The organism is Burkholderia sp. AU15512 (assembly GCF_002223325.1).
Taxonomy (GTDB): domain Bacteria; phylum Pseudomonadota; class Gammaproteobacteria; order Burkholderiales; family Burkholderiaceae; genus Burkholderia.
On sequence record NZ_NKEX01000006.1, the window covers coordinates 899,074 to 923,082 of the forward strand.

Below are 24,009 nucleotides of genomic sequence, written 5' to 3' on the forward strand. Positions count from 1 at the left end.
ATATATCGCAACATGATATAAATGGTCGAATGGCGGCGAATAAAATGCCCTCCGTGTTGTGCCGGCGCGTTACGCGCGTCGCATGCGCTACGCCGCCTCGAGCATCTGCGTCTGGCGATAGAGGCCCGTGACGAGATCCGTCTGGGTAATGATCCCGACGAGCCGGCGCGATGCATCGACGACCGGAATGTGGTGGTGGCCCGAATGCGTAAACAGCGGAACGAGCGCGGTGATCGGCATCGTTTCCGGCACGCACGCGACGTCGCGCGTCATCACGGTGGCGACGCTCGCCGGCTGGCCGCCGAACGATTGCGGCAGTCGTGCCGACAGGCGCTGCCACAGCGGGGTCGGACGGCGCAGCTGGCGCGTGAGGTCGGCGCGCGTGACGATGCCGGTCAGGCGGCCTTCGCCGTCGACGACCGGCAGCGCCTTCACGCGGTGGCGGTCGAGCAGCGTGAGCGCGGCCGTCACCGGCGTCGACGGCGCGACTTCGATCGCATGCTTCGTCATCAGGTCAGCGCACGAGAGTTGGCCGAAGGTGCGCGTATAAGCCTGCATCTCGGTTTCGCGCAGCAGCGCTTCGAGATCGTCCGGATCGACGTCGAGCCATTCGCCGCGGCGCTTCAGCACCGCATCGAGGTCACCGCGCGTGAAGCCGCCGCGCGCGGGCGCGGCGCCGCTTGCTTGCGGTTTCGGTTCGGGGCGCACGCCGCCGTGCGGGTAGCGGTGCCCGGTCAGCGCGTGATAGGCGAGCGCGGCCGACAGCAGGATGGCCGATTGCAGCACGATCGGCTCCAGCACGAAGCTGAACCCGAGCGAATGGATCGCGGGGCCGCCGACCACGGCCGTGAGCGCGACGGCGCCCGACGGCGGGTGCACGCAGCGCAGCACGAACATGCCGCCGATCGCGCACGCGATCGCGACCGCGGCGGCCGTGATCGGATCGGCGATCCATTGCGCACACGCGACACCGACCGTCGCCGCGACGAGATTGCCGCCGATGATCGACCACGGTTGCGCAAGCGGGCTCGCCGGCACCGCGAACAGCAGCACGGCCGACGCGCCCATCGGCGCGACGAGCAACGGCACGAGCCCCGGCACGCCGGGCAGCAGCCGCATCGTCACGCCGACCGTCGCGATGCCGACGAGCGCGCCCGTGCACGAACGCAGGCGCTCGCGCCAGCCCAGCGACATCGGATGGGGTATGAAGCTGTGCAGCCATTGCCGCAACGTGCGGCGCGACGAAGGGGAGCCTGACGACATGGACGGTAAGCGGTAAAAGTAACGGCGCGGAGGCACGCAGCGACGAGCCGCGAATTATATCGCGTTGTGATACAAATTGTCGCGATGCATCAAGCCGTTGCCCGTGCGCAGTGCGCCTTGCTTGCAAAAGCCTTTCATCTGATGAGAGCTTGGGGTCGGGCAATCGCGCAAATTTGTCTGCAGCGGCGTACAATTCGGGCCACTGAATCCCCCGTCATGCCAGAACCCCGTACGCGATGCCCGCTCTCCCGCCTTTCTCCCGGCACGGTGATCGATTCGACGTGGTTCGCGGCTGCGTTCCGTTCCCCACCTGACGCGAGCGCTGCCGACGCCTCCCCACTGACTCCCCCAAGCCAATTCAATGGACATGCTCGAAAACATGCGCCTGTTCGTGCGCGTTGTCGAATCCGGCAGTTTTACTGCGGTCGCGAAGGAAATCGACGCGACCACCGCGCAGGTGTCGCGCGCGGTATCGAACCTCGAAGCGCACGTACAGACGCGGCTGCTGCATCGCACGACGCGCCACCTCGGCCTCACCGAAAGCGGCGAACGCTATTTCGAGCGCGCGAAATCGATCCTCGCGGAAATCGACTACGCGAACGCTGAGGCGCGCAATGCATTGCTGCGGCCGAGCGGCAAGATGCGCATCCATGCGATGACGGGGCTCGGGCAGAGTCATGTCGTGTCGTCGATCGTGCGCTACCAGGAGGACAACCCCGACGTGTCGGTCGAACTGACGCTCGCGCAGCGGATGCCGAATCTCGTCGAGGAGGGCTATGACGTATCGATCGTGACGGCGTCGCAGCTGCCCGATTCCGGCTATGTCGCGCAAACCTGCGGCACGAGCTGCAGCGTGCTTGTCGCGTCGCGCGAATATCTGGCGCGCCACGGCACGCCGCAGTCGCCCGACGAATTGCCGAACCACGTGTGCCTGCGCCTCGACACGCCTGCGTCGCCGGCCGGCGAATGGCGGCTCGAGCGCAGCGATGGCGAGGAGGCCGTCTACGAACTGCAACCCGCGCCGTTCCAGGTCAACGTGCCGGACGCGCTGTGCGTCGCGGTGCGCGCCGGGCGCGGGATCGCTTGCGTCGCGCTGTATACGGTGCTCGACGACATCCGCGAGGGGCGGCTGATCCGCGTGCTGCCCGAGTACCGGCTGCAGACGGTGAGCGTGTATGCCGTCTACGCGACGCGCCGCTATCTCGATGCGAAGATCCGCACGTTCCTCGACCACCTGCGCACGACGCTCACGCCCGCGCTGGAGAACGACCTGCGCGAACTCGACCGGCTGACGACCGAACTGACGCCGGGCGGCCGCAAGCGCGCGTGACGATCCGCGCGGGCGGCCGCCGCGCGCACCGCTCGGAACGCGGCGCGGTTCATGCGCGCGGCGCGATGCGAATCCGCTCGAAGCGCCCCGCGAGCCACGCGTAGGCGGCAATGCCGAGCAGCCCGTGCGCGGCGACGAACCACAATGCGCCGGCGAACGAGCCGGTGCTGGCGACGAAATAGCCGATCACGAGCGGCGTGACGATCCCGGCGGTGTTGCCGAGGCCATTGAACACGCCGCCGCTCAGCCCGACCATGCCTTCCGGCGCCGTGTCGGCGAGCACGGCCCAGCCGACCGCCGCGAGCCCCTTGCCGAAGAACGCGATCGTCATCAGCGCGATCACGACCGCGTTCGACGATGCGCCGTTCGCCAGCACGAGCAGCGTCGCCATCGCCATCCCCACGACGAACGGCGTCTTGCGCGCCTTCGACGGGTGCATGCCGCGCCGGATCAGCCAGTCCGACAGCACGCCGCCGAGCACGCCGCCCGTGAAGCCGCAGATCGCCGGCAGCGCGGCGACCCAGCCGGCCTCCATGATGGTCATCCCGCGCCCCTTGATCAGGTAGATCGGGAACCACGTGATGAAGAAGTAGGTGAGTGCCGTGATGCAGTACTGGCCGACGTAGATCGCCCACAGGTTCCGGTGGCGGAACAGTTGCGACACGTCGTGCCACGACACGCGCGGCTGTTGGCGCACGCGGTTCGCTTCGAGATCGACGAGCGCGCCGTGCGCGCGCAGGTAGTCGCGCTCCGCGTCGCTCACGCGCGGGTGGCCGTGCGGCTCGCGATACCACGCGAACCACAGCGCGGCGAGCGCGATGCCGAGCAGCCCCATCCACAGGAACACGTGCTCCCAGCCGAGCGCATGCGTGAGCCATGCCATCGCGGGCGTGAACAGCACGACGGCCATGTACTGCGCGGAATTGAACAGGGCCGACGCGGTGCCGCGTTCGGCGGTCGGGAACCAGCACGCGACGATTCTCGAGTTGGCCGGGAACGCCGGCGATTCGACGAGGCCGAGCATGAAGCGCATGACGAACAGCGCGAGTGTGGCGGACGCGCCCTGCACGGCGAGCCAGCCGACCGTGCCCTGCAGCATCGTGAAGACCGACCACAGCAGCAGGCTCAGGCCGTACACGCGTCGTGCGCCGAAGCGGTCGAGCAGCCAGCCTCCGGGAATCTGCCCGATCGCATAGGCCCACGCGAACGCGGAAAAGACGATGCCGAGCTGCACGGGCGTCAGCCCGAGGTCGTGCGCGACGCCGGTGCCGGCGATCGACATCGTCGCGCGATCCGCATAGTTGATGACGGTGACCACGAAAATCAGCGCGAGGACCGCATAGCGGACGCGGCCGATCGTGCGCGAGGCGGCGGGTGACGCGGCGAGGGCGGCGCCGCTGGATCGATTGGGCATGCGTGTCTCCTGGCCTCCGTCATGCGGAGGCATCCGGTGTTGTAACGAGGGACGGCCGTGCGGTGGGCAGCGATCAACGTGTGACGCTGGTCGGCGGGCGCTGGCCCGCGAAGCACGCGGCGAGGTTGGCCAGCACGATCCGGCCCATCTCTTCGCGGGTTTCGCGGGTCGCGCTCGCCCGGTGCGGCTGCACGACGACACGGTCGAGCTCGAGCAATTCGGCCGGCACGTGCGGCTCGTTCGCGAATACGTCGAGGCCGGCGCCGGCGATCGTGCCGTCGGCGAGTGCGCGAATCAGCGCGGCTTCGTCGACCAGCTTGCCGCGTGCGACATTGATCAGGAATCCTTGGGGGCCGAGCGCGGCGAGCACGTCGGCGGTCACGAGCACGTTGCCGTGATCCGCCGATGCCGCGATCACGAGCACGTCGCTGTCGCGCGCGAGCGCGGCGAGGTCGGGCACGAAGCGATAGCCGCTGTCGCGATGCTCGCGCGGGCCGAAGTAGCTCACGGGCATCCGGAACGCCTGCGCGCGCTGTGCGATCGCGCGGCCGACGCGGCCGAGCCCGACGATGCCGAGCCGCTTGCCGGTCACCTGCGTCGCGAGCGGCTGGGCCGTCTTGCCCCAGCGGCCGGCGCGTACGATGCGCTCGCCGGCGCCGAGGTCGCGCAGCGTCATCAGGATCAGCCCCATCGCCATGTCGGCGACGTCGTCGGTCAGCACGTCGGGCGTCGTCGTCACGTGGATGCCGCGTGCCCGCGCCCGGTCGAGATCGACGGCGTCGGTGCCGATGCCGCTGATCGCGACGATCTCGAGCGCGGGCAGCCGGTCCATCAGCGCGGCGGCGAGGCCGTTCGCGCCGCCGGTCACGACACCGCGAATGCGTGCGGCCACGCGGTCGAGCAACGCGTCCGGTTGGTCGGCCGCATACAGCCGGTGCACCGCGTAACGGGCGGACAGTTCGGCGTCGATGGCGTCGGGGAGCGGCTGGGTGAGGAGGATGTCGATGGTCATGAAGGTCTCGGTCGGTATGCGCGGCGTGGGCCGTGCCGCGCATCAGGTGCAACCGAGTATAGAAATCGCATCGATATGCGTCTAACATCAAAAGACTATCGATTGATTCAAGAATTGGATGATTGAACTGCATCAGCTTCGCTGTTTCGTCGCGGTCGCCGAGGAGCTGCATTTCGGTCGCGCGGCGCGGCGGCTCTTCATGACCCAGCCGCCGCTCAGCCGGCAGATCCAGCTGCTCGAGCATGCGCTCGGCATCGCGCTGCTCGAACGCAGCAGCCGGCAGGTCAGCCTGACCGCCGCGGGAGAGCGGTTTCTGCGCGACGCGCGGCACATCCTCGAATTCTCCGCACGGGCCGAGCAGGCCGCGCAGCGCGTCGCACATGGCGGCGCGGGCCGCATCACGCTCGGCTTCACGGCGGTCAGCGCATACCGGATGATCCCGATGCTGCTGGCGCACGCCGCGCACGCGCTGCCGGACGTCGACATCGAATTGCGCGAGATGGTGTCGACCGTGCAGATCGATGCGCTGGCGTCGCGGATGCTCGACGCGGGCTTCGTGCGCCAGCGCGCCGCGCGCCAGCCGCTCGAATACCGGCTCGTGCAGCGCGAGCCGATGCTGGTCGCGGTCGCGGAGGGCGCGCCGCTTGCCGCGTGCGAGCGCATCGGCCCCGACGATCTCGACCGGCAGCCGTTCATCGCGTATTCGCCGAACGAGGGGAAATACTTCCACGACCTGATCTCGGGCCTGTTCGCGAACGCGGGGCGGCTGCCGAACTACCTGCATTACGTCGGGCAGACGCATACGATCCTCGGCCTCGTGCGCGCGGGGCTCGGCGCCGCGCTCGTGCCGGCGTCGGCGCGCGAACTGCATGTGGACGGCGTGGTGTTCCGGCCGCTGGCCGGCGCCGACGTGGCGGCCGAGCTATATCTCGCATGGCGCGCGGACAACGACAACCCGGCGCTGCCGGTGTTCAACGCGATGGTGGAGCGGTTCCTGACCGAGAGCGCCGACGAAGCGGGCGCATAGAGGCGCGGGGCGACTCGCGCGAGCGTCCTGCCCGCATGCCGGATTAAAAGTCTGTCGTCTGATGATTCGAGATGCCCGCTCGAATCATTTTCGGGTCGTCCGGAATCAGCGGGAATCCCGTTATATGCACGAAATCGGACGGAAATCAACGCCGCGGATCCTCCATTTTTACCTTTGTCACGGGAAAACCCTCATTTTTATCTCATCGGTCGTCGTATTACTGTATCGATACACTAAATCGATACAGTGCGTCGTGAGACGCCATCTCAAAGGAGACGGCCCATGAATACCTACACCCGGCGGCGCTTTCTGCAGACGGTGTCCGCCGCCACGCTCGCGGCTGCAGGCGGCTTGCCGGAAGCCGTGCGCGCGCAGCCGGTCGTGACGCTGCGTTGCTCGTCATCGATGCCGGCCGACCAGAACGCCGCGCACTACGTGTGGTACGAGCGTCTTGCGGCGAACCTGAAGGCGAGTGTCGGCGACGCGATCCGGGTCGACTACTTTCCGAACAGCCAGCTCGGCAAGGAGAGCGATGTCGTGCAGCAGGTCAAGATCGGCGCGATCGACATGATGATCGCGGGTTCGTCGATCTGGGCGACGGTGGCGCCGGAGCTCGGCATGCTCGATCTCGGCTATCTGTTCGACAGCTATGCGCATGTCGCGAAAGTGCTCGACGGCCCGGTCGGTGCCAGCCTGAACGCGCTGCTGCAAAAGCGCGCGGGCTGCTCGGTGCTGACCTGGGGCTCGCATTTCGGTGGGCGCTGCGTGTTCACGAAGCAGCCCGTGCTGGCGCTGCAGGGGCTGAAGGGCACGAAGCTGCGCGTGCTGCCGACGCCGGCGTTCATGGACACCTTCAAGGCGATGGGGGCGGTGCCGACACCGATTCCGTTCGGCGAGCTGTACATGGCCGTGCAGACGGGCGTCGTCGACGGGCTCGAGCACGATCCGGCCACGGTGCTCGCGAGCAAGTTCGACGAAGTGGTGAAGTCGTGCTGGCAATCGCAGCACGTGTTTGCGGCGATGACCGTCGTGATGGAGCGGCGTGCGCTCGACCGGATTCCGGCGAACCTGCGCCCCGCGTTCGATCGCGCGGTAGCCGACGCCACCGCGCAGCAGCGCGCGATTGCCGCGCAGAAGGCCGACCAGGCCGAGCAGGCGCTGAAGCAGCACGGCATGCGCTTCCATCCGATGGCGCCGGCCGAACGCGCGGCGGTGCGGCAGACGATGCACGACCGGCTCTATACGGCATTCGCCGCGCAGTATCCGGCGACCGCGCCGCTGTTTCCGGCGATCGCCGCCGGGCGGGGCTGAACGATGGAGACCTGTTCCGTTTCGGGCGCCGCGACGGCGCCTGGCGCCGGCCGCCCGGCACGACGCGGCGCGCGGGTGCTGGACGCGATGCTGCGCGCGATCGAATACGTGTCCGCGGCGGTGCTGGCCGTCGATGTGCTCGTCGTGTTCGTGTCGGTCGTGTGTCGTTATTTCCTGCACGACCCGCTCGACTGGACCGAGGAGGTCGCGAGCGCGCTGATGATCGTGCTGGTGTTTTTCGGTGCGGCGACGGTGCTCGGGCGCAGCCAGCACGTCGGCATCGACCTGTTTCGCGGCGCGTTCCCCGCGCGCTGGCAGGGCGCGCTCGTGCAGATCGGCCACTGGATCGTCGCGGCCGTCTCGCTGAACCTGCTGGTGTCGTCGTGCCAGTTGCTGGCCGATTCGTACGACCAGTTGACGCCGGGCGGGCTGCCGGGCTGGATCAACGTGTACCCGATGATGTTCGGCGCGCTGTTCATGACCGTGTTCGCGCTGGCGAACGCGCTCGACGCACCGCGCCGCCGGGTAATCGGCACGCTGGCATGCTGCGCGGGGTTTGCGGCCGCGCTGTACGGATGGAATGCGCTGGTGCCGGCGCACGCGATCGCGCCGGGCCTGCTGCTGGCGGCCGGTTTCGTCGGCGGCCTCGTGCTGGGCGTGCCGATCGGCTTCGTGCTCGCGTTCTCGGCGCTGCTGTATTTCCTGGCCGACCCGACGCTGCCGTTGCTCGTCTATTCGCAGCAGGTCATGGCCGGCGCCGATCACTTCGTGCTGCTCGCCGTGCCGTTCTTCGTGCTGGCCGGGTTGCTGATGGAATCGAACGGCATGTCCGCGCGGCTCGTCGAGCTGCTGCTGCGGATCTTCGGGCGCGTGCGCGGCGGGCTCGGCCTGATCGTGATTCTCGCGACGGCGTGCTTTTCCGGCGTGTCGGGCTCCAAGCTCGCCGACATCGCGGCAGTCGGCGGCGTCGTGATGCCGGCCGTGCGCCGTGCGCGCCAGGATCCCGACGAAACGGCCGCGCTGCTCGCGTGCAGCGCGGTGATGGCCGAGACCATCCCGCCCTGCGTGAACATGATCATCATGGGCTTCGTCGCGAACATCTCGATTGCCGGGTTGTTCGTCGCGGGCATCGTGCCGGCCGCGGTGCTGGCCGCGTCGCTCGCGGTGGTCACGGTGATCACCGGGCGCAGGATCGACGTCTCGGCGGTGTTCACGGAACGCCGCGCGTGGCTGCCGCTCGCGGGCGGTGCGCTGGTTGCGCTGGTGATGGTCGCGATGATCGGCAAGGGCGTGACGTCGGGGATCGCGACGTCGACCGAGGTGTCGGCGTTCGCGGTGGTCTATGCGCTCGTGGCCGGCTGGCTCGCGTTTCGCGAGTTGACCTGGCGGTCGGTCGGGCGCGTGTTCGTGCGTGCCGCGTCGATGGCCGGCGGCATCCTGTTCATCGTCGCCGCGGCGTCGAGCGTGTCGTTCGCGCTGTCGATCGAGCAAATTCCGGCGCTGGTCTCGGGCACAATGACCGCGTTCGCCCACCAGTACGGTGCGACGATGTTCCTGCTGCTCGCGGCGCTGGTCATGATCGTGTTCGGCGCGGTGCTCGAGGGGGCGCCGGCGCTGATCATCTTCGGGCCGCTGCTCGCGCCGATCGCGCTGCAGCTCGGCATCAACCCGCTGCATTTCGGCACGGTCGTGGTGGTGGCGATGGGGCTCGGCCTGTTCGCGCCGCCGGTCGGACTCGGTCTGTTCACGACCTGCGCGATCACGGGCACCGAAGTCCGGCACGTTGCGCGGCCGATGGTGAAATATCTGCTGGTGCTGGTCGCCGCCCTCGTGGCGCTGATTCTCGTGCCGGCGTTTTCGTTGTGGCTGCCGGCCCATTTCGGCCTGTAGCCGCCTTTTACAGCAAGACGACATGAGTACGATTCAGGACGTGGCCCGTCATGCGGCCGTTTCGGTCAGCACGGTTTCGAACGTGCTCAACGGCCGCACCGACCAGATGAAGCAGGAAACGCTCGAACGCGTGAAGGCCGCGATGGAAGTGCTGCAGTACCGGCCCAGCACGCTCGCGCGCCAGCTCAAGACGGGGCAGACGCCGCTCGTCGGGCTGCTGGTGCCGTCGATGGCGAACCCGATGTACGGCTACATCGCGCGCGAGGTCGAGGCCTGCGCGCAGGAACGGTACGGCCATCGCGTGCTGATCGGTAATACGTATCGTGATGCGAAGAAGGAGGCGTCGTTCTTCGACGACCTGTTCGCGCATGGCGTGCGGCGCGTGATCGTGATCTCGTCGCTGGCCGACGAAAGCCACCTCGAGCGCGCGGCCGGGCGCGGGATGACGGTGGTGAGCTATGACCGGCGCGCGACGCCCGGCGAACGGTCGAAGGTCGAACACGTCACGGCCGACAACGAGGCCGCCGCGCGGCTCGCGACGCGTTGCCTGGTCGATGCGGGACACCGGCGGCTCGCGTTCGCGACGGTCGCCGGCATGACGGTGAGCCGCAGCGACAAGATCCGGGGCTTTCTCGAGACGGCGCGCGAGGCGGGCGTCGACGCACACGCGCGGGTGCTCGACGGCGGTCCGGCGAACGAGTACGGCGACGCCGTGATCGTCGACGTGGGGCGCGCGCTGGGCGTCGCGCTTGCGGCCGATCCGGCGCGGCCGACCGGCATCGTCGCGGTCAACGACCTGTTCGCGCTCGGCCTGATGGCCGGGTTGCGCGATGGCGGCCTGCGCGTGCCGGACGACGTGTCGGTCGTCGGGATGGACGGTCATTTCCTGTCGGCGATTTCCAATCCGGCGCTGACCACGGTGCAACTGCCGGTCACCGAGATGGCCGAGGACATGGTGCGGCGTGTGATGCGGCCGGACGGCGACAGGCCGCTGGCGCACGAGCCGCACGTATTCTCCGGCGTGACGCTCATCGAGCGCGCCTCGGTCGCGCCGCCGCCTCCAGCGGACCACTCGCACGGAGGGGCCGCATGACGCGCGTCTTCGTCACGCATCCGTCGGGGATGCTCGACCGTTATTTCGGCGCGAAGGCCATGCGCGCGCTGCAGGCGATCGCGGACGTCACGTGCAATCCGCTCGATCGCGAGCTGGGCACGGACGAACTGATCGCGGCCGCGCAGGGTTGCGATGCGATGATCGCGTACCGGCAGACGCCCGCGCCGCGTGCGCTGTTCGCCGGGCTGCCCGCACTGGCGGCGTTCCTGCGGTGCGCGGTCGATATCCGCACCGTCGATGTCGACGCGGCGAGCGCGTTCGGCGTGCTGGTCACGCAGGCGAGCCCCGGCTTCGCGCCGGCGGTCGCTGAGTGGGTGATCGGCGCGATGATCGATCTCGCGCGCGGTATCGGCCGTTATGCGTCGGCCTACCACCAAGGGATGCCGCCCGTGCCGCAGATGGGACGCGAGTTGCGCGGCAGCACGCTCGGCCTGATCGGTTACGGGCAGATCGCGCGCCACCTCGCGCCGGTCGCGACGGCGCTCGGGATGCGCGTGCTCGTCAGCGATCCGTACGTGCGCGTCGACGCGCCGAGGCTCGAACAGGTCGAATTCGCGGCGCTGTTGCAGGCGGCCGATTTCGTCGTGTGCCTCGCGCCGGCGACGCCGGCCACCGCGAACCTGATCGATGCGGGCGCGTTCGCGGCCATGAAGCCGGGCGCGTATTTCATCAATGCGTCGCGCGGCGAACTGGTCGACGAGCAGGCGCTGTCCGAGGCGCTCGACACCGGCCGGCTCGCGGGCTGTGCACTCGACGTCGGGCGCGCGCCAGACCAGATGCCGACGCCCGCGCTCGCCGCCCATCCACGCGTGATCGCGACGCCGCACGTCGGCGGCCTGACGCTGCCCGCGGTCGAGCACCAGGCGCTCGAGACGGTCGATCAGCTCGCCGCGCTGCTCGCCGGAAGCGTGCCGCGCGGTGCCGTCAACGCGGCGCACGCCTCGCGGCTGGCGCGCTGGCGCACGGCAGGGGCCGATACCGGGCCGGGCGCGCGATGAGACCCGACACACCCACCGGGCGGACGGCCGACGCGTGCGATTGCCACATCCACATCTATGACGACGCATATCCGCTCGCGCCGACGGCGACGTTCCGTCCGCCGCACGCGCCGGTGGATGCGTATCGCCGGGTGCAGCAGACGCTCGGCCTGGCCCGCGTCGTGATCGTGCAGCCGACCGGCTATGGTGTCGACAACCGTTGCCTGCTCGACGCGCTGGCTGCATTCGGCCACCAGGCGCGCGGCGTCGCGACGTTGCCGGTCGACGTGCCGGATGCCGAGCTGGCGCGGTTGCACGCGGCGGGCGTGCGCGGCGTCCGGTTCATGACGTTGGCGGGCGGCCTCGCGCGGTGGGACGAGCTGGAGCGGGTGGCCGCGCGGATCGCGCCGCTTGGCTGGCACGTCGACGTGCAGCTCGACGGCCGGACGCTGCCCGAGGTCCTGCCGTTGCTGTCCTCGCTACCGGCGCGTGTCGTGATCGATCACACGGGCAAGTTCCTGACGCCGGTCGCGCCGGACGCGCCTGCGTTTCTCGCGCTGCGGCGTCTGCTCGACCGCGGCCACGCCTGGGTGAAGCTGTCCGCGCCGTACGAGACGTCGCGCTCGGGCGCGCCCGGTTACGACGATGTCGCGCGTCTCGCCGCCGTGCTGGCGCGCGACCACTCGGCGCGTTGCGTATGGGGCAGCAACTGGCCGCACCCGAACGCGTCGCCGGTCCCCGACGACCTGCTCCTGCTCGGCTGGCTGGACGACTGCACGGAGGACGACGCGGTCAGCCGCGCGATTCTGGTCGACAACCCGACCGTACTTTACGGATTCTGAGTCGGCTGCCAGGACGAGGTCGAGCGTCACAAGCTTTCAATCCGGAAGCTTGCACAAGCGATGCCAAGCAATCCTGACCGAGCACGACAGGTCGCAGTCCTGCCAATCCTTACCGTGCTGAAAGCGGGTTCGCTGCCGGTGTTCCAACGGAGGAACGCCGCGCTTCGCTGCACTGCGACAACTGCTTGACGCTGCATGCCGGTCGGCGCAGGATACGTCCGTGCATGTGGAGCGGGACGCGCCGGCCGCGCGGTTCCTGCACCCGCGATACGCAGAAAAACAACGATGAGCCTTTACGCACTCGTACCGGAATACCGGCCCCGCGTTTCTCGGCCCGCCGGAACAATGCTTCTCCCGACGCCCGTCGCGTCACGTATCCGTCATCCCGTTTCGTACCGTGCATCGGTACACTTTCCCGTCCGCGCGCGAGCCGCGACGATGAGCGGCGCCCGTCTGGCGCGCCGCATCGCAGCGTCGTCTGCCGCTCCTCACCACCGCGTCCTGAACGGCGCCTACACCGGCGTCTCGTGACGTCCGTCGCGCCCATCCTTGCATTGCGCCGCCGGCCTGCCTGACTGCCCGGCGGCACCGGAGTCCGAAGCATTTCGATTGAGCTTGAAGAGGCAAACGCGAGCAGTTCGGTTCGAGGTTCAAGGAGAAAAACTCATGTCGCAGCTTTCGAATGAAGAAGCAAACGGCAGTTCGGGGAGTGGCAAGGTCAAGCTGATCAAGTGGGCGATCATCATCGCCGGCGTCGCGATCGCGGCACCGGCGGCGTTGTTCATCCTGAAGGGCGTGATCGCACTGGTCACGGCGGCCGTGATCGGCCTCGGCGCGATCTATTTCGCGCCGGTCGTCGCGATGAAGTTCGCGAACCAGAAGGTGAAGATGATCGTCCAGGAGGCGCAGGCGAATCCGATCGAGACGCTGATCAACCAGCTCGCGGAGAAGCGCCAGGCGGCCCAGAAGTTCGCGGACAGCATCACCGCGTTCCGCACCGAGGTGAAGAATTTCGAGAACAAGACGGAGCTGTTCGAGAAGCAGTATCCGGACGACGCGCCACGCTTCCGGCAGCAGCTCGACACGATGAAGCAGCTGCTCTCGTTTCGCGAGGGCCGTTACAAGCAGGTGCAGGCCGAACTGAAGAATTTCGCGTCGGCGATCGACCGCGCGAAGGCGATGTGGGACATGTCGCAGGCCGCGCAGCAGATGAACAAGCTCGCGGGCCGGCAGGCGTCCGACACGTTCGAGCAGATCAAGACCGATGTGGCCGTCGATTCCGTGATGCGCTCGGTCAACAAGGCGTTCTCCGAAATGGAGACGTCGCTGATGGATAACCCCGAGGTCAAGCAGGCACAGCAGCAGGCGGTGATGAACGCGCCGCACGCGCCCGGGCTCGACGCGACGCCCCCCGCGCAACTGCCGTCGAAACAACAATAACCTCCTGCAGGCTCGCAACCATGAAAAAACTTCTTGGCGCCATCGCATTTCTGGTCGTGCTCGTCGGCGTATGGATCGTGCATCAGGGCGGCCTGTCGACGCTGATTCCCGCGCATGACGCGGCCCCGGCCTCGACGTCCGCGCAAAGTGGCGACAGCGGCCCGTCCACGCAGGCGTCGCCATCGGCCAACGTGCTGCCGGCCGGCTTCACGCCGCAGGCCAGCGCGCTGAAATCGATTGCCGAAAACGGCATCGTGCGGATTTCCGTGCAGAACCCGAGCGAACCGTTCTTCGGCGAGGACAAGGGCACGCCGCACGGCTTCAACGTCGAATTCGCGCGGCTGCTGTTCGCGGATCCGTCGTTCTCGCACGGCGGCAAGCCGGTGGTCGTCGATACGCGTCACGAGGTCGACACGTATCCGGGCGTGCCGAAGCAGCTGCTCGATACGGATGCGAAGGGGAACCACGTGGTCGACGTGGCGATGGACGGGCTGACGTTCCCGGACAACACGCCGTCGGGCGTCGTCTATTCGGTGCCGTACGTCGACGATTTCGGCTATTCGCTGATCGTGCGGCAAGGCTCCGCGATCCGCTCGACCGACGATCTCGCGGGCAAGACGGTCGGCATCCTGAAGGGCGACCCGGACGTGCGTGCGTTCGTCACGCGCCAGTACCCGAACGTGAAGTTCGTGGAAGTCGACGATTCCGATCCGGCTTTCATCGCGAAGAGCATCGACGGCCATGCGGTCGACGCGTTCATCTACGATTATCCGTTCGCGGTCAGCTCGATCAAGGACACCGACCTGAAGTTCGCGGTGACCAAGCTCGACGGCTCGAACATCGCGTACAAGATCGGCGTGCGCGCCGACGACCAGGATCTGCTGATCTACCTGAACGCCGCGATCGCGAAGCTCAAGCAGTCGCCGCAGTATCTCGACCTGCTGCGCAAGTACTTCGTCAGCGACCAGGCGGTGACGACCGCGGCCGCGTCGGGCGAGCATACGTACGTGGTGAAGGCGGGCGACACGCTGAACATGATCGCCGCGAGCAAGCTCGGCAGCGGCCAGCGCTATCGCGAGATTCAACGCCGCAACAACCTCGCCAACCCGAACCTGATCCTGGCGGGCCAGCATCTGGTGATTCCGGTCCGGTAACGGCGACGTGACGTGAACGAAGGAAGCTGAAGGGACGTGAAGGACGGCACGCGGCCCGGCGGAGGTGATCCGCCGGGCCGCACGCTTTTCTGCGTCAGTGCGTGATCGACAGGAACAGGTAGGCAGCGAACAGCGACAGGTGCACGACGCCGTGCAGCACCGTCGTGCGCCCCTGGCTGAGCGTCAGCGTGCTGACCAGCAGGGTGAGCGCCAGCAGCACGGTTTCCATCGGGCCGATGCCGAGCGTGAGCGGCTGGCCTACCCAGATGAACACGGCCGCGACGGTCGGGATCGTGAGCCCGATACTCGCGAGCGCCGAGCCGAGCGCGAGGTTCATGCTGGTCTGCAGGCGATTCGCACGCGCGGCGGTGACGGCCGCGAGCGCTTCCGGCAGCAGCACGAGCGCGGCGATCACGATACCGACCGCGGCCTCGGGCGCGCCGAGCTTCATCACCGCATGCTCGACGGCCGGCGACAGCAGCTTCGCGAGCAGCACGACCGCGACGAGACTCACGAACAGCAGCACCAGGCTGATCAGCGCAGTGCGGCCGCTCGGCGGCGCCGCATGCACCGATTCGTTCGCGCTGTCGTGCCCGGTGAGGAAGTAGTCGCGATGGCGCACGGTCTGCACGAACACGAACGCGCCGTACAGCACGAGCGACGCCACGCCGGCGAACGCGAGCTGCGATTTCGAGAAGAACGGGCCCGGCGCGGCGCTCAGGTAGTTCGGCATCACGAGCGACAGTACCGACAGGGAAGCCAGCACCGCGAGCGCCTTGCTGGCGCCGCGCCCCTGGAAGTCCTGCTCGCCGTGCTTCCACGCGCCGACCAGCAGGCAGATGCCGACGATGCCGTTGCAGATGATCATCACGGCGGCGTATACGGTATCGCGGGCGAGGCCCGATTTCTCCGGGCCCGCGCCGAGCATCACCGACACGATCAGCGCGACTTCGATGACGGTCACGGCGATCGCGAGCACGAGCGTGCCGAACGGTTCGCCGACGCGGTGCGCGACGACTTCGGCATGGTGGACGGCGGCGAACACGGCGCCGGCGAGGGCGGCGGCGAACACCGCGATGACGAGGCCTTCGGCCGGTACGACGCGCGACAGCGCGAGGACCAGCCAGGCGGCAAGCGGGGCCACGAGGGTCCAGCGCGGGAGCTGGTTTGACGAGAGCGGCATGGAGGGTTTCCTTATGCGAGTGACGGCGCGCGACGCGCCGTCACGGGTTGACGAAGCCCGGCCGTACTATCCGCCGAACGAGGATGATGAAACCGAAGGAGGGCGGCACGTAACGGTGCTGCCCGGGGTTCGCCGCCATGAGGCAGCGAGCGGCGCGGGCAGGCTGGAGCCCGTCGCGGGATGAAACGATTCGATGCGGCCGGCCGCGAACGACGAGGCGAGCACGTGTGACGACGCACGGGCCGGAGGCTCGGTTCCGACCCTGGAAGGGCGGCCGGCAATGGACGGCGGTGGCGACGTGACACGCGGTTTCCCCCTGAAATCCGGCGGTTTGTCGAATTTTATCAGGCGTTCGGGGGTCACTATCTCATATTCGAATGCTTTCATAGACCTTTCGGTTTACAAAAAGTGCCCCGACCTTTCGATTTTTTTTGTCTTTGCAGGTTTCGTAACGGTCTCTTGCACGACACATTCGGGCTCGCCCTGACATAAATCTACCGACCGGTCGGTTTATAATCGCTCGCACCTCCACTTCATGACGGATCGCAAGCGATGGCTGTTTCTTCTGCACATTCGGTGAACTCGGGCGCGCTGGCGCCGTCGGCCGTTGTCGGCGTGATCGGTGCCGGCGCGATGGGTGCGGGCATCGCGCAGGTCGCGGCGGCGGCCGGCCATGCGGTGCTGCTGTACGACCTGAACGAAGCCGCTTGCGACAAGGCGCTGGCCGGCATCCGCGCGCAGTTCGCGCGGCTCGCGGAGAAAGGCCGGCTCGAACCGGCGCAGGCCGACGCGGCCAGCGCCCGGATTCGCGCGGTGCGTGCGCTGGCCGACTTCGCGGGCGCCGCGCTGATCGTCGAGGCGGCGGCCGAGCGGCTCGACGTGAAGCGCGGGATCTTCGCGACGCTCGAGCGTCATGTCGACGACGCGTGCCTGCTGGCCACCAATACGTCATCGATCTCGATCACGTCGATCGCGGCCGGGCTGCGTGTGCCGCAGCGCGTCGCCGGCCTGCATTTCTTCAACCCGGCGCCGCTGATGGCGCTCGTCGAGGTGGTCAGCGGGCTCGCGACCGCGCCGGAAGTCGCGCAGGCGCTATTTGCAACCGCCGCCGCGTGGGGCAAGCAGCCCGTGATGGCGAAATCGACGCCGGGCTTCATCGTGAACCGTGTCGCGCGGCCGTATTACGCGGAGGCGCTGCGCGTGCTGAACGAGCAGGGCGGCGCGCCGGCATCGATCGACGCGGTGATGCGCGAGGCCGGCGGCTTCCGGATGGGGCCGTTCGAGCTGATGGACCTGATCGGCCACGACGTGAACTTCGCGGTGACCGAATCGGTGTTCCGCGCGTATTTCAACGATCCGCGCTACACGCCGTCGCTGATCCAGCAGGAACTCGTGAACGCGGGCTTCCTCGGGCGCAAGTCGGGCCGCGGCTTCTATTCGTATGCGGACGGCGCGACGCCGCCTGCCCCCGATCTCGAAGCCCCGCGCGACGCGCCGGCCGACGTCGCGCTGTTTGCGCAGGCCGGCCCGGCCGCCGCGCTGCAGGCTCGCTTCGCCGAACGCATTCCGGGCGTCCGGCAGGCCGGCGCGCATGCCGACGACCTGCTCGCGACGGCCGGCCGCGCATCGATCGCGCTGACCGACGGCCGTACCGCGACCGAGCGCGCCGCGCAGACGGGCGCGGCCGATCTCGTGCTGGTCGACCTGGCGCGCGATTACGCGCAGGCCGGGCTCGTTGCACTGACGCGCGCGCTCCAGTGCAGCGACGCGGCCTATGCGGACGCGGTCGGCCTGTTCCAGCAGGCGGGTTTTCGCGTCGTCGGCGTCGCGGACGTGCCGGGCATGGTCGCGATGCGCACCGTCGCGATGCTCGCGAACGAGGCGGCCGACACGGTGAACCAGGGCGTGTGCTCGCCCGCCGATCTCGATCTCGCGATGGAGAAGGGCGTGAACTACCCGTGCGGCCCGCTCGCGTGGGCCGATGCGATCGGCATCGGTCGCGTGCATCGCGTGCTGTCGAACCTGGCGGCGAGCTACGGCGAGGACCGCTATCGCGTGTCGCCGCGCATCGCCGCGTTGCATGCGGCCGGCCGCACGTTCCGGTCGTAGCCTCGCCCCCGTCACTTCGAACACGATAACGACATCACTCCATTGGAGGAGCACCCCGATGACTTACCCGACGCATCCCGCCGCCGCCCTCGAGCCGATCGAGACCGCCAGCCGCGACGAACTGCAGGCGCTGCAGCTCGAGCGCCTCAAGTGGTCGCTGCGCCACGCGTACGACAACGTCCCGCACTATCGGCGCACGTTCGATGCGGCGGGCGTGCATCCGGACGACCTGAAGTCGCTCGCCGATCTTTCGAAATTCCCGTTCTCGACCAAGCACGATCTGCGCGACAACTATCCGTTCGGGCTGTTCGCGGTGCCGCGCGAGCAGGTCGTGCGCGTGCACGCGTCGAGCGGCACGACGGGCAAGCCGACGGTGGTCGGCTACACCGCGCGCGACATCGACACGTGGGCGAACGTGACCGCGCGCTCGATCCGCGCGGCCGGCGGCCGCCCGGGCGACACGCTGCACAACGCGTTCGGCTACGGGCTCTTCACCGGCGGCCTCGGGATTCACTACGGCGCGGAACGGCTCGGCTGCATGGTCGTGCCGATGTCGGGCGGGCAGACCGAGAAGCAGGTGCAGCTGATCCGCGATTTCGAGCCGAAGATCATCCTCGTCACGCCGTCGTACATGCTGAACCTGATCGACGAGATGGTGCGGCAGGGGATGGACCCGGCCGAATCGTCGCTGAAGATCGGCATCTTCGGCGCCGAGCCGTGGACGCAGGCGCTGCGTGAAGAGGTCGAGACGCGCGTGGGCATCGACGCGCTCGACATCTACGGGCTGTCGGAGGTGATGGGCCCGGGTGTCGCGTGCGAATGCGTCGAGACGAAGGACGGCCCGGTGATCTGGGAAGACCATTTCTACCCGGAGATCATCGACCCGGTCACGGGCGAAGTGCTGCCCGACGGCAGCCAGGGCGAACTGGTGTTCACGTCGCTGACGAAGGAGGCGATGCCGGTGATCCGCTACCGCACGCGCGACCTCACCGCGCTGCTGCCGCCGACCGCGCGCGCGATGCGCCGGCTCGCGAAGATCACGGGCCGCTCCGACGACATGCTGATCGTGCGCGGCGTGAACGTGTTCCCGAGCCAGATCGAGGAGATCGTCGTCGCGCTGCCGCAGTTGTCGGGCCAGTTCCAGATCACGCTGTCGCGCGACGGGCACATGGACCGCCTCGACCTCGCGGTCGAACTGCGCTCCGAAGCGGCCGCGTCCGTCAGCGAAAGCGATCGCGCGGCGCTCGCGCGCGAGCTGCAGCACCGGATCAAGACGATGGTCGGCGTGTCGTCCGGCGTGACGGTGCTGGCCGCGGGCGGCATTCCCGCGACCGCGACCGGCAAGGCCCGGCGCGTGATCGACCGCCGCCAGGCCGCCTGATTCCCCTGTTTGCCGTTCAACCCGAGGAAACCTGTTCGATGGATGGATTGAAGACCCTGGCCGTCACGGTCGATGCGCGCGGGATCGCAACCGTCGCGCTGCAGCGCGGCGACGTGCTCAACGCATTCGACGAGACGATGATCGCCGAACTCACCGATGCGTTCACCACGCTCGGCCGGCGTGACGACGTGCGCGCGATCGTGCTGCGTTCGGAGGGCCGCGCGTTCTGCGCGGGCGCCGACCTGCAGTGGATGCAGCGCGCGAGCGCGAACGACGCGGCCGCGAACCTGCGCGACGCGGAGCGGTTCGCCGCGATGATGCGCGCGATCCGGCAATGCCCGAAGCCGACGGTGGCGCGCGTGCAGGGCCATGCGTTCGGTGGCGGCGTCGGCCTGTGCGCGGCGTGCGACATCGTGATCGCGAGCGATCACGCGCGCTTCTCGGTCAGCGAGGCCCGCTTCGGGATCCTGCCGGCCGTGATCGGCCCGTATCTGGTCGAGGCGGTCGGTCAGCGCCAGGCACGCCGGCTCGCACTGACGGCGACCCAGCTCGCCGCGGGCGAAGCGGTCGCGATCGGCCTGATCCACCACGCCGTGCCGCTCGATGCGCTCGACGAAGCACTCGACAGCACGCTCGCCGAACTCGGCCGTAACGGCCCGGACGCGCTGATGGAGATCAAGCGCTTCTTCGATGCGATCGGCGAGTATCCGCCGTCGGACGAGCGCGCGGCGTTCACCGCGCAGACGATCTCCCGCGTGCGGGCGACGCCGGAAGCGAAGGAAGGCTTCGCCGCGTTCTTCGCGAAGCGGCCGCCGGCCTGGGAGGCGGGCGCCGAGTAACGCGGAGCCAGGGCGAAACGGCGGCGCGCGGCGGGGCAGCGGGCCCGGCCGAATTTTGCGGCTCGGGCGCGGGCGCTTGCTCTACAATGCGTGACCTCCGGCGCGCTGCCGGCCCAGCCCCGACCGATTCTTCATCCGATGATCGTCAACCGCCTTATCTCCGAGATCCTGTTCGGCTTCACCGGCCTGATCGGCATCATCAACCCGATCGGCATCGCGTTCCTGTTTCTCGAACGGACCGAGGCGCTCACCGAGCAAGAACGCGATCTGCTCGCGAGGAAGGTCGCGTTCAACGCGTTCGTCGTGCTGATGGTCGCGTTCTTCGCCGGCACGCCGGTGCTGCATTTCTTCGGTATCTCGATGGAAGCGCTGCGGATCGGCGGCGGCTTCGCGGTTGCGGTGGCCGGCTGGCAGATGCTGAACGAGCCCGACGGGCCGGGCGGCGGCGACACGCCGGTCAAGCCGATCGACGCGAACGCGATCATGACGCGCGCATTCTTCCCGCTGACCATGCCGCTGACGGTCGGCCCCGGCTCGATCGCGACCGCGATCGCGCTGAACGCGAACCGCACGCACAAGCTGTCGGAGTTCGCGCTGTCGAGCATCGTGTCGATCGCCGTCTCGGTGCTGGTGGCGATCGTGATCTGGCAGGTCTACAGCCGCTCCGCGCTGCTGTCGCGCTACCTCGGCAGCGAAGGCACCAAGGTCGCGAAGCGCGTGTCGGCATTCCTGCTGCTGTGCATCGGCGTGCAGATCATGCTGACCGGTTTTTCCGCGTTCCTGCAGCCGATCGCCGACCAGGCCAAGTAAGCAAGCGCCCCGCGCCGCTGCGCACGTGCTGTGCGGCCGGCGCCCGTACGACCTCGCGCTCGCGAGCGCTTCCTTCGCACCTTGCGGCGCCGCCGCACGCATTTTTGCCGCCCGGGATACCATGCGACGGTCCGGCGGATGCGCGGCGCGCATCCGGCCGTCAGCTCAACTTCAATGGCGAGGCGTGCAATGGAATACGTGAAATTCGGATCGACAGGGCTGGACGTGTCGAAGCTGGTGCTGGGTTGCATGACGTTCGGCGAACCGCTGCGCGGCACGCATCCGTGGACGCTGCCGGAAGCGGAGAGCCGTCCGATCATCCAGCGGGCGGTCGAAGCCGGCATCAACTTCTTCGATACCGCGAACATGTATTCCGACGGCACGTCGGAGGAGATCGTCGGCCGCGCGCTGCGCGATTTCGCGAAACGCGACGACATCGTGATCGCGACCAAGGTGTTCTACCGGATGCGGCCCGGGCCGAACGGCGCCGGGCTGTCGCGCAAGGCGATCATGACCGACATCGACCAGAGCCTGAAGCGGCTCGGCACCGACTATGTCGATCTCTACCAGATTCACCGCTGGGACAACGGCACGCCGCTCGAGGAGACGCTCGAGGCGCTGCACGACGTCGTGAAGGCCGGCAAGGCGCGCTATATCGGCGCGTCGTCGATGTTCGCGTGGCAGTTCGCAAAGGCGCTGCACACGTCGAAGCAGCACGGCTGGACCCGCTTCGTCAGCATGCAGAACCACCTGAACCTGCTGTATCGGGAAGAGGAGCGGGAAATGCTGCCGCTGTGCGAAGACGAAGGGATCGCGGTGATTCCGTGGAGCCCGCTCGCGCGCGGCCGCCTCACGCGCAACTGGGACGAGTCGACCGAGCGGCAGCAGAGCGACGCGGTCGCCCAGCGGCTTTACGATGCGACGGCGGAGGCGGACAAGGCGGTCGTCGATGCCGTGGCGACGATCGCGGCGGTACGCAACGTGCCGCGTGCGCAGGTCGCACTCGCGTGGGTCGCGCAGAAGCGCGGGGTCACCGCGCCGATCGTCGGCATTTCCAAGCCGCGGCAGCTGGACGATGCGCTGGCCGCGCTCGAACTGAAACTGACCGACGACGAGATCGCCGCGCTCGAACGCCCGTACGTGCCGCACGCGGTCGCCGGGATCAGCTGAGCGGCGGCGCCGCGCGGCCGTCAGCGCGCGGCGTCGAGCATCGGGTAAGTGAACAGGCCGAAGTGAACGACGTTCAGCCCCGCATGCGCGAGCGCGGACGCGAGCAGCCCGCCACGCCGCCAGGCGAGGCCGTAGCCGATGCCGGCCACCGTGCCGAGCACGATCCATTGCCAGCCGCCGGCCGCATGCGCGGCGCCGAACAGCACCGCGCCGATCGCAAGCGCTGCCCACGGCCCCCATGCGAACGCGCGTAGCGCGCGCGTCAGTCCGCCCTGCACGTAGCCGCGGAACAGCGCTTCCTCGGCGAGCGTCACGATCAGCAGGTTGTTCACGAGCCACAGCCAGCCCGACGGCGGCCATTTGGGCGCCCAGCCGACCATCCCGATCGCGAGCGCGCCGGCCAGGCACGCGGCCGCCGTTGCGATGGCCGCCACCGCGCCGGTGCGCAGCGCGCGCGACAGCGGGACGTCGGGGGCGACCCACGGCAACACCCACACCAGCCACAAGCCGACGAGCGGCTTGTCGAGATTCAGGTACATCGTGAACGGCACGGCATCCGGCGTGAAGCGCGTCGGGCCGATCACGCGCGGATTGTGGAAGCCGGGAATCAGGTGCAGGCTGAGCGCGATCGCGACGGCGGCAAAGACGACGTGCGCGGCGAGGCGCACCGCGCGCGGACGCTCGGGCATCACACCCCACGCGGCCGCGGCCAGCAACGCGAGCGGGGCCAGCGCGAGCGGCCCGAGCTTGCCGAACGCCAGCGCGCACGCATAGCCGAGCGCGGCGAGGCCGACGCTCAGGCCGTGCTGCGGGCGATGCCACGCGAACGCGGCGGCCGCGAACAGCGCGAGCCAGATCGTGGCGGACGGAAGAAGCGAAAGGGACATGACAGGAGCGGCATTCGTCGGACGAGACGCCGCGCATCATACAGCAGCCGGCTTGCGATGCCGGTGGAGAGCGGTCAGCGGCCGGCGGTTTCGGTCGCGCGGTCGCGGCCCGGGACGTGGACGCTGTTGCGCTCGCGCATCCGCCGCCGGTACCAGAACGTCCACAGCAGCAGACAGCCGAACACGGTGTAGCCCATGACCGGCGACACGACCAGCACGCGTTCGACTGGCCAGGTCACGACCATCCAGAGGCGCAGCAGCATTTCCAGCGTCATGAACGCGCCCCACACGAAGGTCATCCGCCGGAGCATCTGCCGCAGCCCGGGCTGCGCTTCCCAGACGGTTTCGAAATGCGCGGCGCCGCCATCCATCTCGCGGGCCACCGTGGCGCGGGCCAGGTAGAAGATCAGCGGGCGTTCGCGGAAGAGCGACAGCAGGAACACGACGCCGATCGTGCCCGACGCGAGCGACTCGCGCATCAGCAGCGTGCGCGCGCTGCCGCCAAGCGCCATCCCGAGGATCGACAGCGCGATGCCCAGCAGCACGATGGCCGCCACCGCATCGACGCGGCGCGAGCGGATGAATTCGACGATCGACCAGATGATCGGCGGGACCGCCGACGCGTACAGCGCGCCGGTTTCGCCGAAATAAGGTTGCGCGGCCCGGTAGGCAACCCAGGGCAGGACCAGGTTGACGAAGAGTTCGAGGATCAGTCCGGCTCGCGGTTTCACGGTGAGCAATTCCACGCAGATTGGGGCGAACCTGCAAAGGGCGTGGTGGCCCCGCGGTTGCCCCGAAAAGGGTTCGATTGAGTATATCGAAAAATCGGGCGGGGTTGCGGTGCCGCGTCGGCCGC

General features: G+C 68.5%; 20 protein-coding genes. 14 read left to right on the plus strand and 6 right to left on the minus strand.

Features of this window, described 5'->3' with window-relative positions:
- Positions 1-87 precede the first annotated feature (87 nt).
- Positions 88-1,263: an HPP family protein gene (locus tag CFB43_RS23385; RefSeq protein ID WP_089496761.1), complete on the minus strand. Its 1,176-nt coding sequence runs from the start codon at positions 1,261-1,263 to the stop codon at positions 88-90.
- A 361-nt stretch (positions 1,264-1,624) separates the two neighbouring features.
- Here CFB43_RS23385 and CFB43_RS23390 point away from each other — a divergent pair, with 361 nt between their 5' ends.
- On the plus strand, positions 1,625-2,593 hold the full coding sequence (locus CFB43_RS23390; RefSeq protein WP_089427284.1) for a LysR family transcriptional regulator: 969 nt from the start codon (positions 1,625-1,627) through the stop codon (positions 2,591-2,593).
- A 49-nt stretch (positions 2,594-2,642) separates the two neighbouring features.
- On the opposite strand, the gene CFB43_RS23395 is transcribed toward CFB43_RS23390, so the two are convergent.
- Complete coding sequence (locus CFB43_RS23395; RefSeq protein ID WP_089496762.1) at positions 2,643-4,007, minus strand: MFS transporter; 1,365 nt, start codon at positions 4,005-4,007, stop codon at positions 2,643-2,645.
- 73 nt (positions 4,008-4,080) lie between these two features.
- Positions 4,081-5,019 (minus strand): 2-hydroxyacid dehydrogenase, encoded by a 939-nt coding sequence (locus CFB43_RS23400; RefSeq protein WP_089496763.1) that lies wholly within the window; start codon positions 5,017-5,019, stop codon positions 4,081-4,083.
- 118 nt (positions 5,020-5,137) lie between these two features.
- On the opposite strand from CFB43_RS23400, the gene CFB43_RS23405 reads away from it, so the two are divergent.
- From CFB43_RS23405 to CFB43_RS23440, 8 genes are all read left to right on the plus strand, one after another.
- Positions 5,138-6,046, plus strand: coding sequence for a LysR substrate-binding domain-containing protein (locus CFB43_RS23405; protein ID WP_089485589.1), 909 nt, complete (start codon positions 5,138-5,140; stop codon positions 6,044-6,046).
- Between the two features lie 282 nt (positions 6,047-6,328).
- Positions 6,329-7,357: a TRAP transporter substrate-binding protein gene (locus tag CFB43_RS23410; protein ID WP_089496764.1), complete on the plus strand. Its 1,029-nt coding sequence runs from the start codon at positions 6,329-6,331 to the stop codon at positions 7,355-7,357.
- A 3-nt stretch (positions 7,358-7,360) separates the two neighbouring features.
- On the plus strand, positions 7,361-9,247 hold the full coding sequence (locus CFB43_RS23415; RefSeq protein WP_089496765.1) for a TRAP transporter large permease: 1,887 nt from the start codon (positions 7,361-7,363) through the stop codon (positions 9,245-9,247).
- A 22-nt stretch (positions 9,248-9,269) separates the two neighbouring features.
- Complete coding sequence (locus CFB43_RS23420) at positions 9,270-10,340, plus strand: LacI family DNA-binding transcriptional regulator (RefSeq protein WP_089496766.1); 1,071 nt, start codon at positions 9,270-9,272, stop codon at positions 10,338-10,340.
- Positions 10,337-11,359, plus strand: coding sequence for a hydroxyacid dehydrogenase (locus tag CFB43_RS23425; protein WP_089496767.1), 1,023 nt, complete (start codon positions 10,337-10,339; stop codon positions 11,357-11,359). Before CFB43_RS23420 ends, CFB43_RS23425 begins: the two co-directional genes overlap by 4 nt.
- Positions 11,356-12,180 carry an amidohydrolase family protein gene (locus CFB43_RS23430; protein ID WP_089496768.1) on the plus strand — a complete coding sequence of 275 codons (825 nt, stop codon included), beginning with the start codon at positions 11,356-11,358 and terminating at the stop codon, positions 12,178-12,180. The genes CFB43_RS23425 and CFB43_RS23430 overlap by 4 nt, the downstream gene beginning before the upstream one ends.
- A 666-nt stretch (positions 12,181-12,846) precedes the next feature.
- The gene (locus tag CFB43_RS23435; RefSeq protein ID WP_089496769.1) at positions 12,847-13,620 is read left to right on the plus strand and encodes a hypothetical protein; all 774 of its coding nucleotides are present in this window, start codon (positions 12,847-12,849) and stop codon (positions 13,618-13,620) included.
- 20 nt (positions 13,621-13,640) lie between these two features.
- Positions 13,641-14,774: a transporter substrate-binding and LysM peptidoglycan-binding domain-containing protein gene (locus CFB43_RS23440; RefSeq protein WP_089496770.1), complete on the plus strand. Its 1,134-nt coding sequence runs from the start codon at positions 13,641-13,643 to the stop codon at positions 14,772-14,774.
- 94 nt (positions 14,775-14,868) lie between these two features.
- Here CFB43_RS23440 and CFB43_RS23445 read toward each other — a convergent pair whose 3' ends face one another.
- Positions 14,869-15,957 carry a calcium:proton antiporter gene (locus CFB43_RS23445; RefSeq protein ID WP_089427295.1) on the minus strand — a complete coding sequence of 363 codons (1,089 nt, stop codon included), beginning with the start codon at positions 15,955-15,957 and terminating at the stop codon, positions 14,869-14,871.
- Between the two features lie 552 nt (positions 15,958-16,509).
- Here CFB43_RS23445 and CFB43_RS23450 point away from each other — a divergent pair.
- The 5 genes from CFB43_RS23450 to CFB43_RS23470 all read left to right on the plus strand — a co-directional run bounded on the left by CFB43_RS23450 (position 16,510) and on the right by CFB43_RS23470 (position 22,266).
- Positions 16,510-18,066, plus strand: coding sequence for a 3-hydroxyacyl-CoA dehydrogenase (locus tag CFB43_RS23450; RefSeq protein ID WP_089496771.1), 1,557 nt, complete (start codon positions 16,510-16,512; stop codon positions 18,064-18,066).
- Positions 18,067-18,124: 58 nt separating this feature from the next.
- Entirely contained in the window at positions 18,125-19,447 is a 1,323-nt protein-coding gene (gene paaK / locus CFB43_RS23455) for a phenylacetate--CoA ligase PaaK (RefSeq protein WP_089496772.1), read from the plus strand.
- A 38-nt stretch (positions 19,448-19,485) separates the two neighbouring features.
- Complete coding sequence (locus CFB43_RS23460; RefSeq protein ID WP_089496773.1) at positions 19,486-20,286, plus strand: enoyl-CoA hydratase-related protein; 801 nt, start codon at positions 19,486-19,488, stop codon at positions 20,284-20,286.
- Positions 20,287-20,424: 138 nt separating this feature from the next.
- Positions 20,425-21,096: a MarC family protein gene (locus CFB43_RS23465; RefSeq protein ID WP_046548012.1), complete on the plus strand. Its 672-nt coding sequence runs from the start codon at positions 20,425-20,427 to the stop codon at positions 21,094-21,096.
- A 189-nt stretch (positions 21,097-21,285) separates the two neighbouring features.
- A complete protein-coding gene (locus CFB43_RS23470; RefSeq protein WP_089496774.1) occupies positions 21,286-22,266 on the plus strand; it encodes an aldo/keto reductase in 981 nt (326 codons plus the stop codon).
- Between the two features lie 20 nt (positions 22,267-22,286).
- Here CFB43_RS23470 and CFB43_RS23475 read toward each other — a convergent pair whose 3' ends face one another.
- Together CFB43_RS23475 and CFB43_RS23480 are read right to left on the minus strand one after the other, a co-directional pair.
- The gene (locus CFB43_RS23475; RefSeq protein WP_089496775.1) at positions 22,287-23,153 is read right to left on the minus strand and encodes a CPBP family intramembrane glutamic endopeptidase; all 867 of its coding nucleotides are present in this window, start codon (positions 23,151-23,153) and stop codon (positions 22,287-22,289) included.
- Between the two features lie 74 nt (positions 23,154-23,227).
- Entirely contained in the window at positions 23,228-23,884 is a 657-nt protein-coding gene (locus CFB43_RS23480; protein WP_089498109.1) for a VC0807 family protein, read from the minus strand.
- Positions 23,885-24,009: the final 125 nt, after the last annotated feature.

Bases quoted from the DNA above. Each gene is read 5' to 3' on its own strand.
- CFB43_RS23415 (WP_089496765.1), top strand. From the start codon at position 7,361: ATGGAGACCTGTTCCGTTTCGGGCGCCGCGACGGCGCCTGGCGCCGGC.
- CFB43_RS23385 (WP_089496761.1), bottom strand. From the start codon at position 1,263: ATGTCGTCAGGCTCCCCTTCGTCGCGCCGCACGTTGCGGCAATGGCTG.
- CFB43_RS23400 (WP_089496763.1), bottom strand. From the start codon at position 5,019: ATGACCATCGACATCCTCCTCACCCAGCCGCTCCCCGACGCCATCGAC.
- CFB43_RS23390 (WP_089427284.1), top strand. From the start codon at position 1,625: ATGGACATGCTCGAAAACATGCGCCTGTTCGTGCGCGTTGTCGAATCC.
- CFB43_RS23445 (WP_089427295.1), bottom strand. From the start codon at position 15,957: ATGCCGCTCTCGTCAAACCAGCTCCCGCGCTGGACCCTCGTGGCCCCG.
- CFB43_RS23405 (WP_089485589.1), top strand. From the start codon at position 5,138: ATGATTGAACTGCATCAGCTTCGCTGTTTCGTCGCGGTCGCCGAGGAG.
- CFB43_RS23435 (WP_089496769.1), top strand. From the start codon at position 12,847: ATGTCGCAGCTTTCGAATGAAGAAGCAAACGGCAGTTCGGGGAGTGGC.
- CFB43_RS23420 (WP_089496766.1), top strand. From the start codon at position 9,270: ATGAGTACGATTCAGGACGTGGCCCGTCATGCGGCCGTTTCGGTCAGC.
- CFB43_RS23465 (WP_046548012.1), top strand. From the start codon at position 20,425: ATGATCGTCAACCGCCTTATCTCCGAGATCCTGTTCGGCTTCACCGGC.
- CFB43_RS23425 (WP_089496767.1), top strand. From the start codon at position 10,337: ATGACGCGCGTCTTCGTCACGCATCCGTCGGGGATGCTCGACCGTTAT.
- CFB43_RS23450 (WP_089496771.1), top strand. From the start codon at position 16,510: ATGGCTGTTTCTTCTGCACATTCGGTGAACTCGGGCGCGCTGGCGCCG.
- CFB43_RS23410 (WP_089496764.1), top strand. From the start codon at position 6,329: ATGAATACCTACACCCGGCGGCGCTTTCTGCAGACGGTGTCCGCCGCC.
- CFB43_RS23430 (WP_089496768.1), top strand. From the start codon at position 11,356: ATGAGACCCGACACACCCACCGGGCGGACGGCCGACGCGTGCGATTGC.
- paaK (WP_089496772.1), top strand. From the start codon at position 18,125: ATGACTTACCCGACGCATCCCGCCGCCGCCCTCGAGCCGATCGAGACC.
- CFB43_RS23470 (WP_089496774.1), top strand. From the start codon at position 21,286: ATGGAATACGTGAAATTCGGATCGACAGGGCTGGACGTGTCGAAGCTG.
- CFB43_RS23395 (WP_089496762.1), bottom strand. From the start codon at position 4,007: ATGCCCAATCGATCCAGCGGCGCCGCCCTCGCCGCGTCACCCGCCGCC.
- CFB43_RS23440 (WP_089496770.1), top strand. From the start codon at position 13,641: ATGAAAAAACTTCTTGGCGCCATCGCATTTCTGGTCGTGCTCGTCGGC.
- CFB43_RS23475 (WP_089496775.1), bottom strand. From the start codon at position 23,153: ATGTCCCTTTCGCTTCTTCCGTCCGCCACGATCTGGCTCGCGCTGTTC.
- CFB43_RS23460 (WP_089496773.1), top strand. From the start codon at position 19,486: ATGGATGGATTGAAGACCCTGGCCGTCACGGTCGATGCGCGCGGGATC.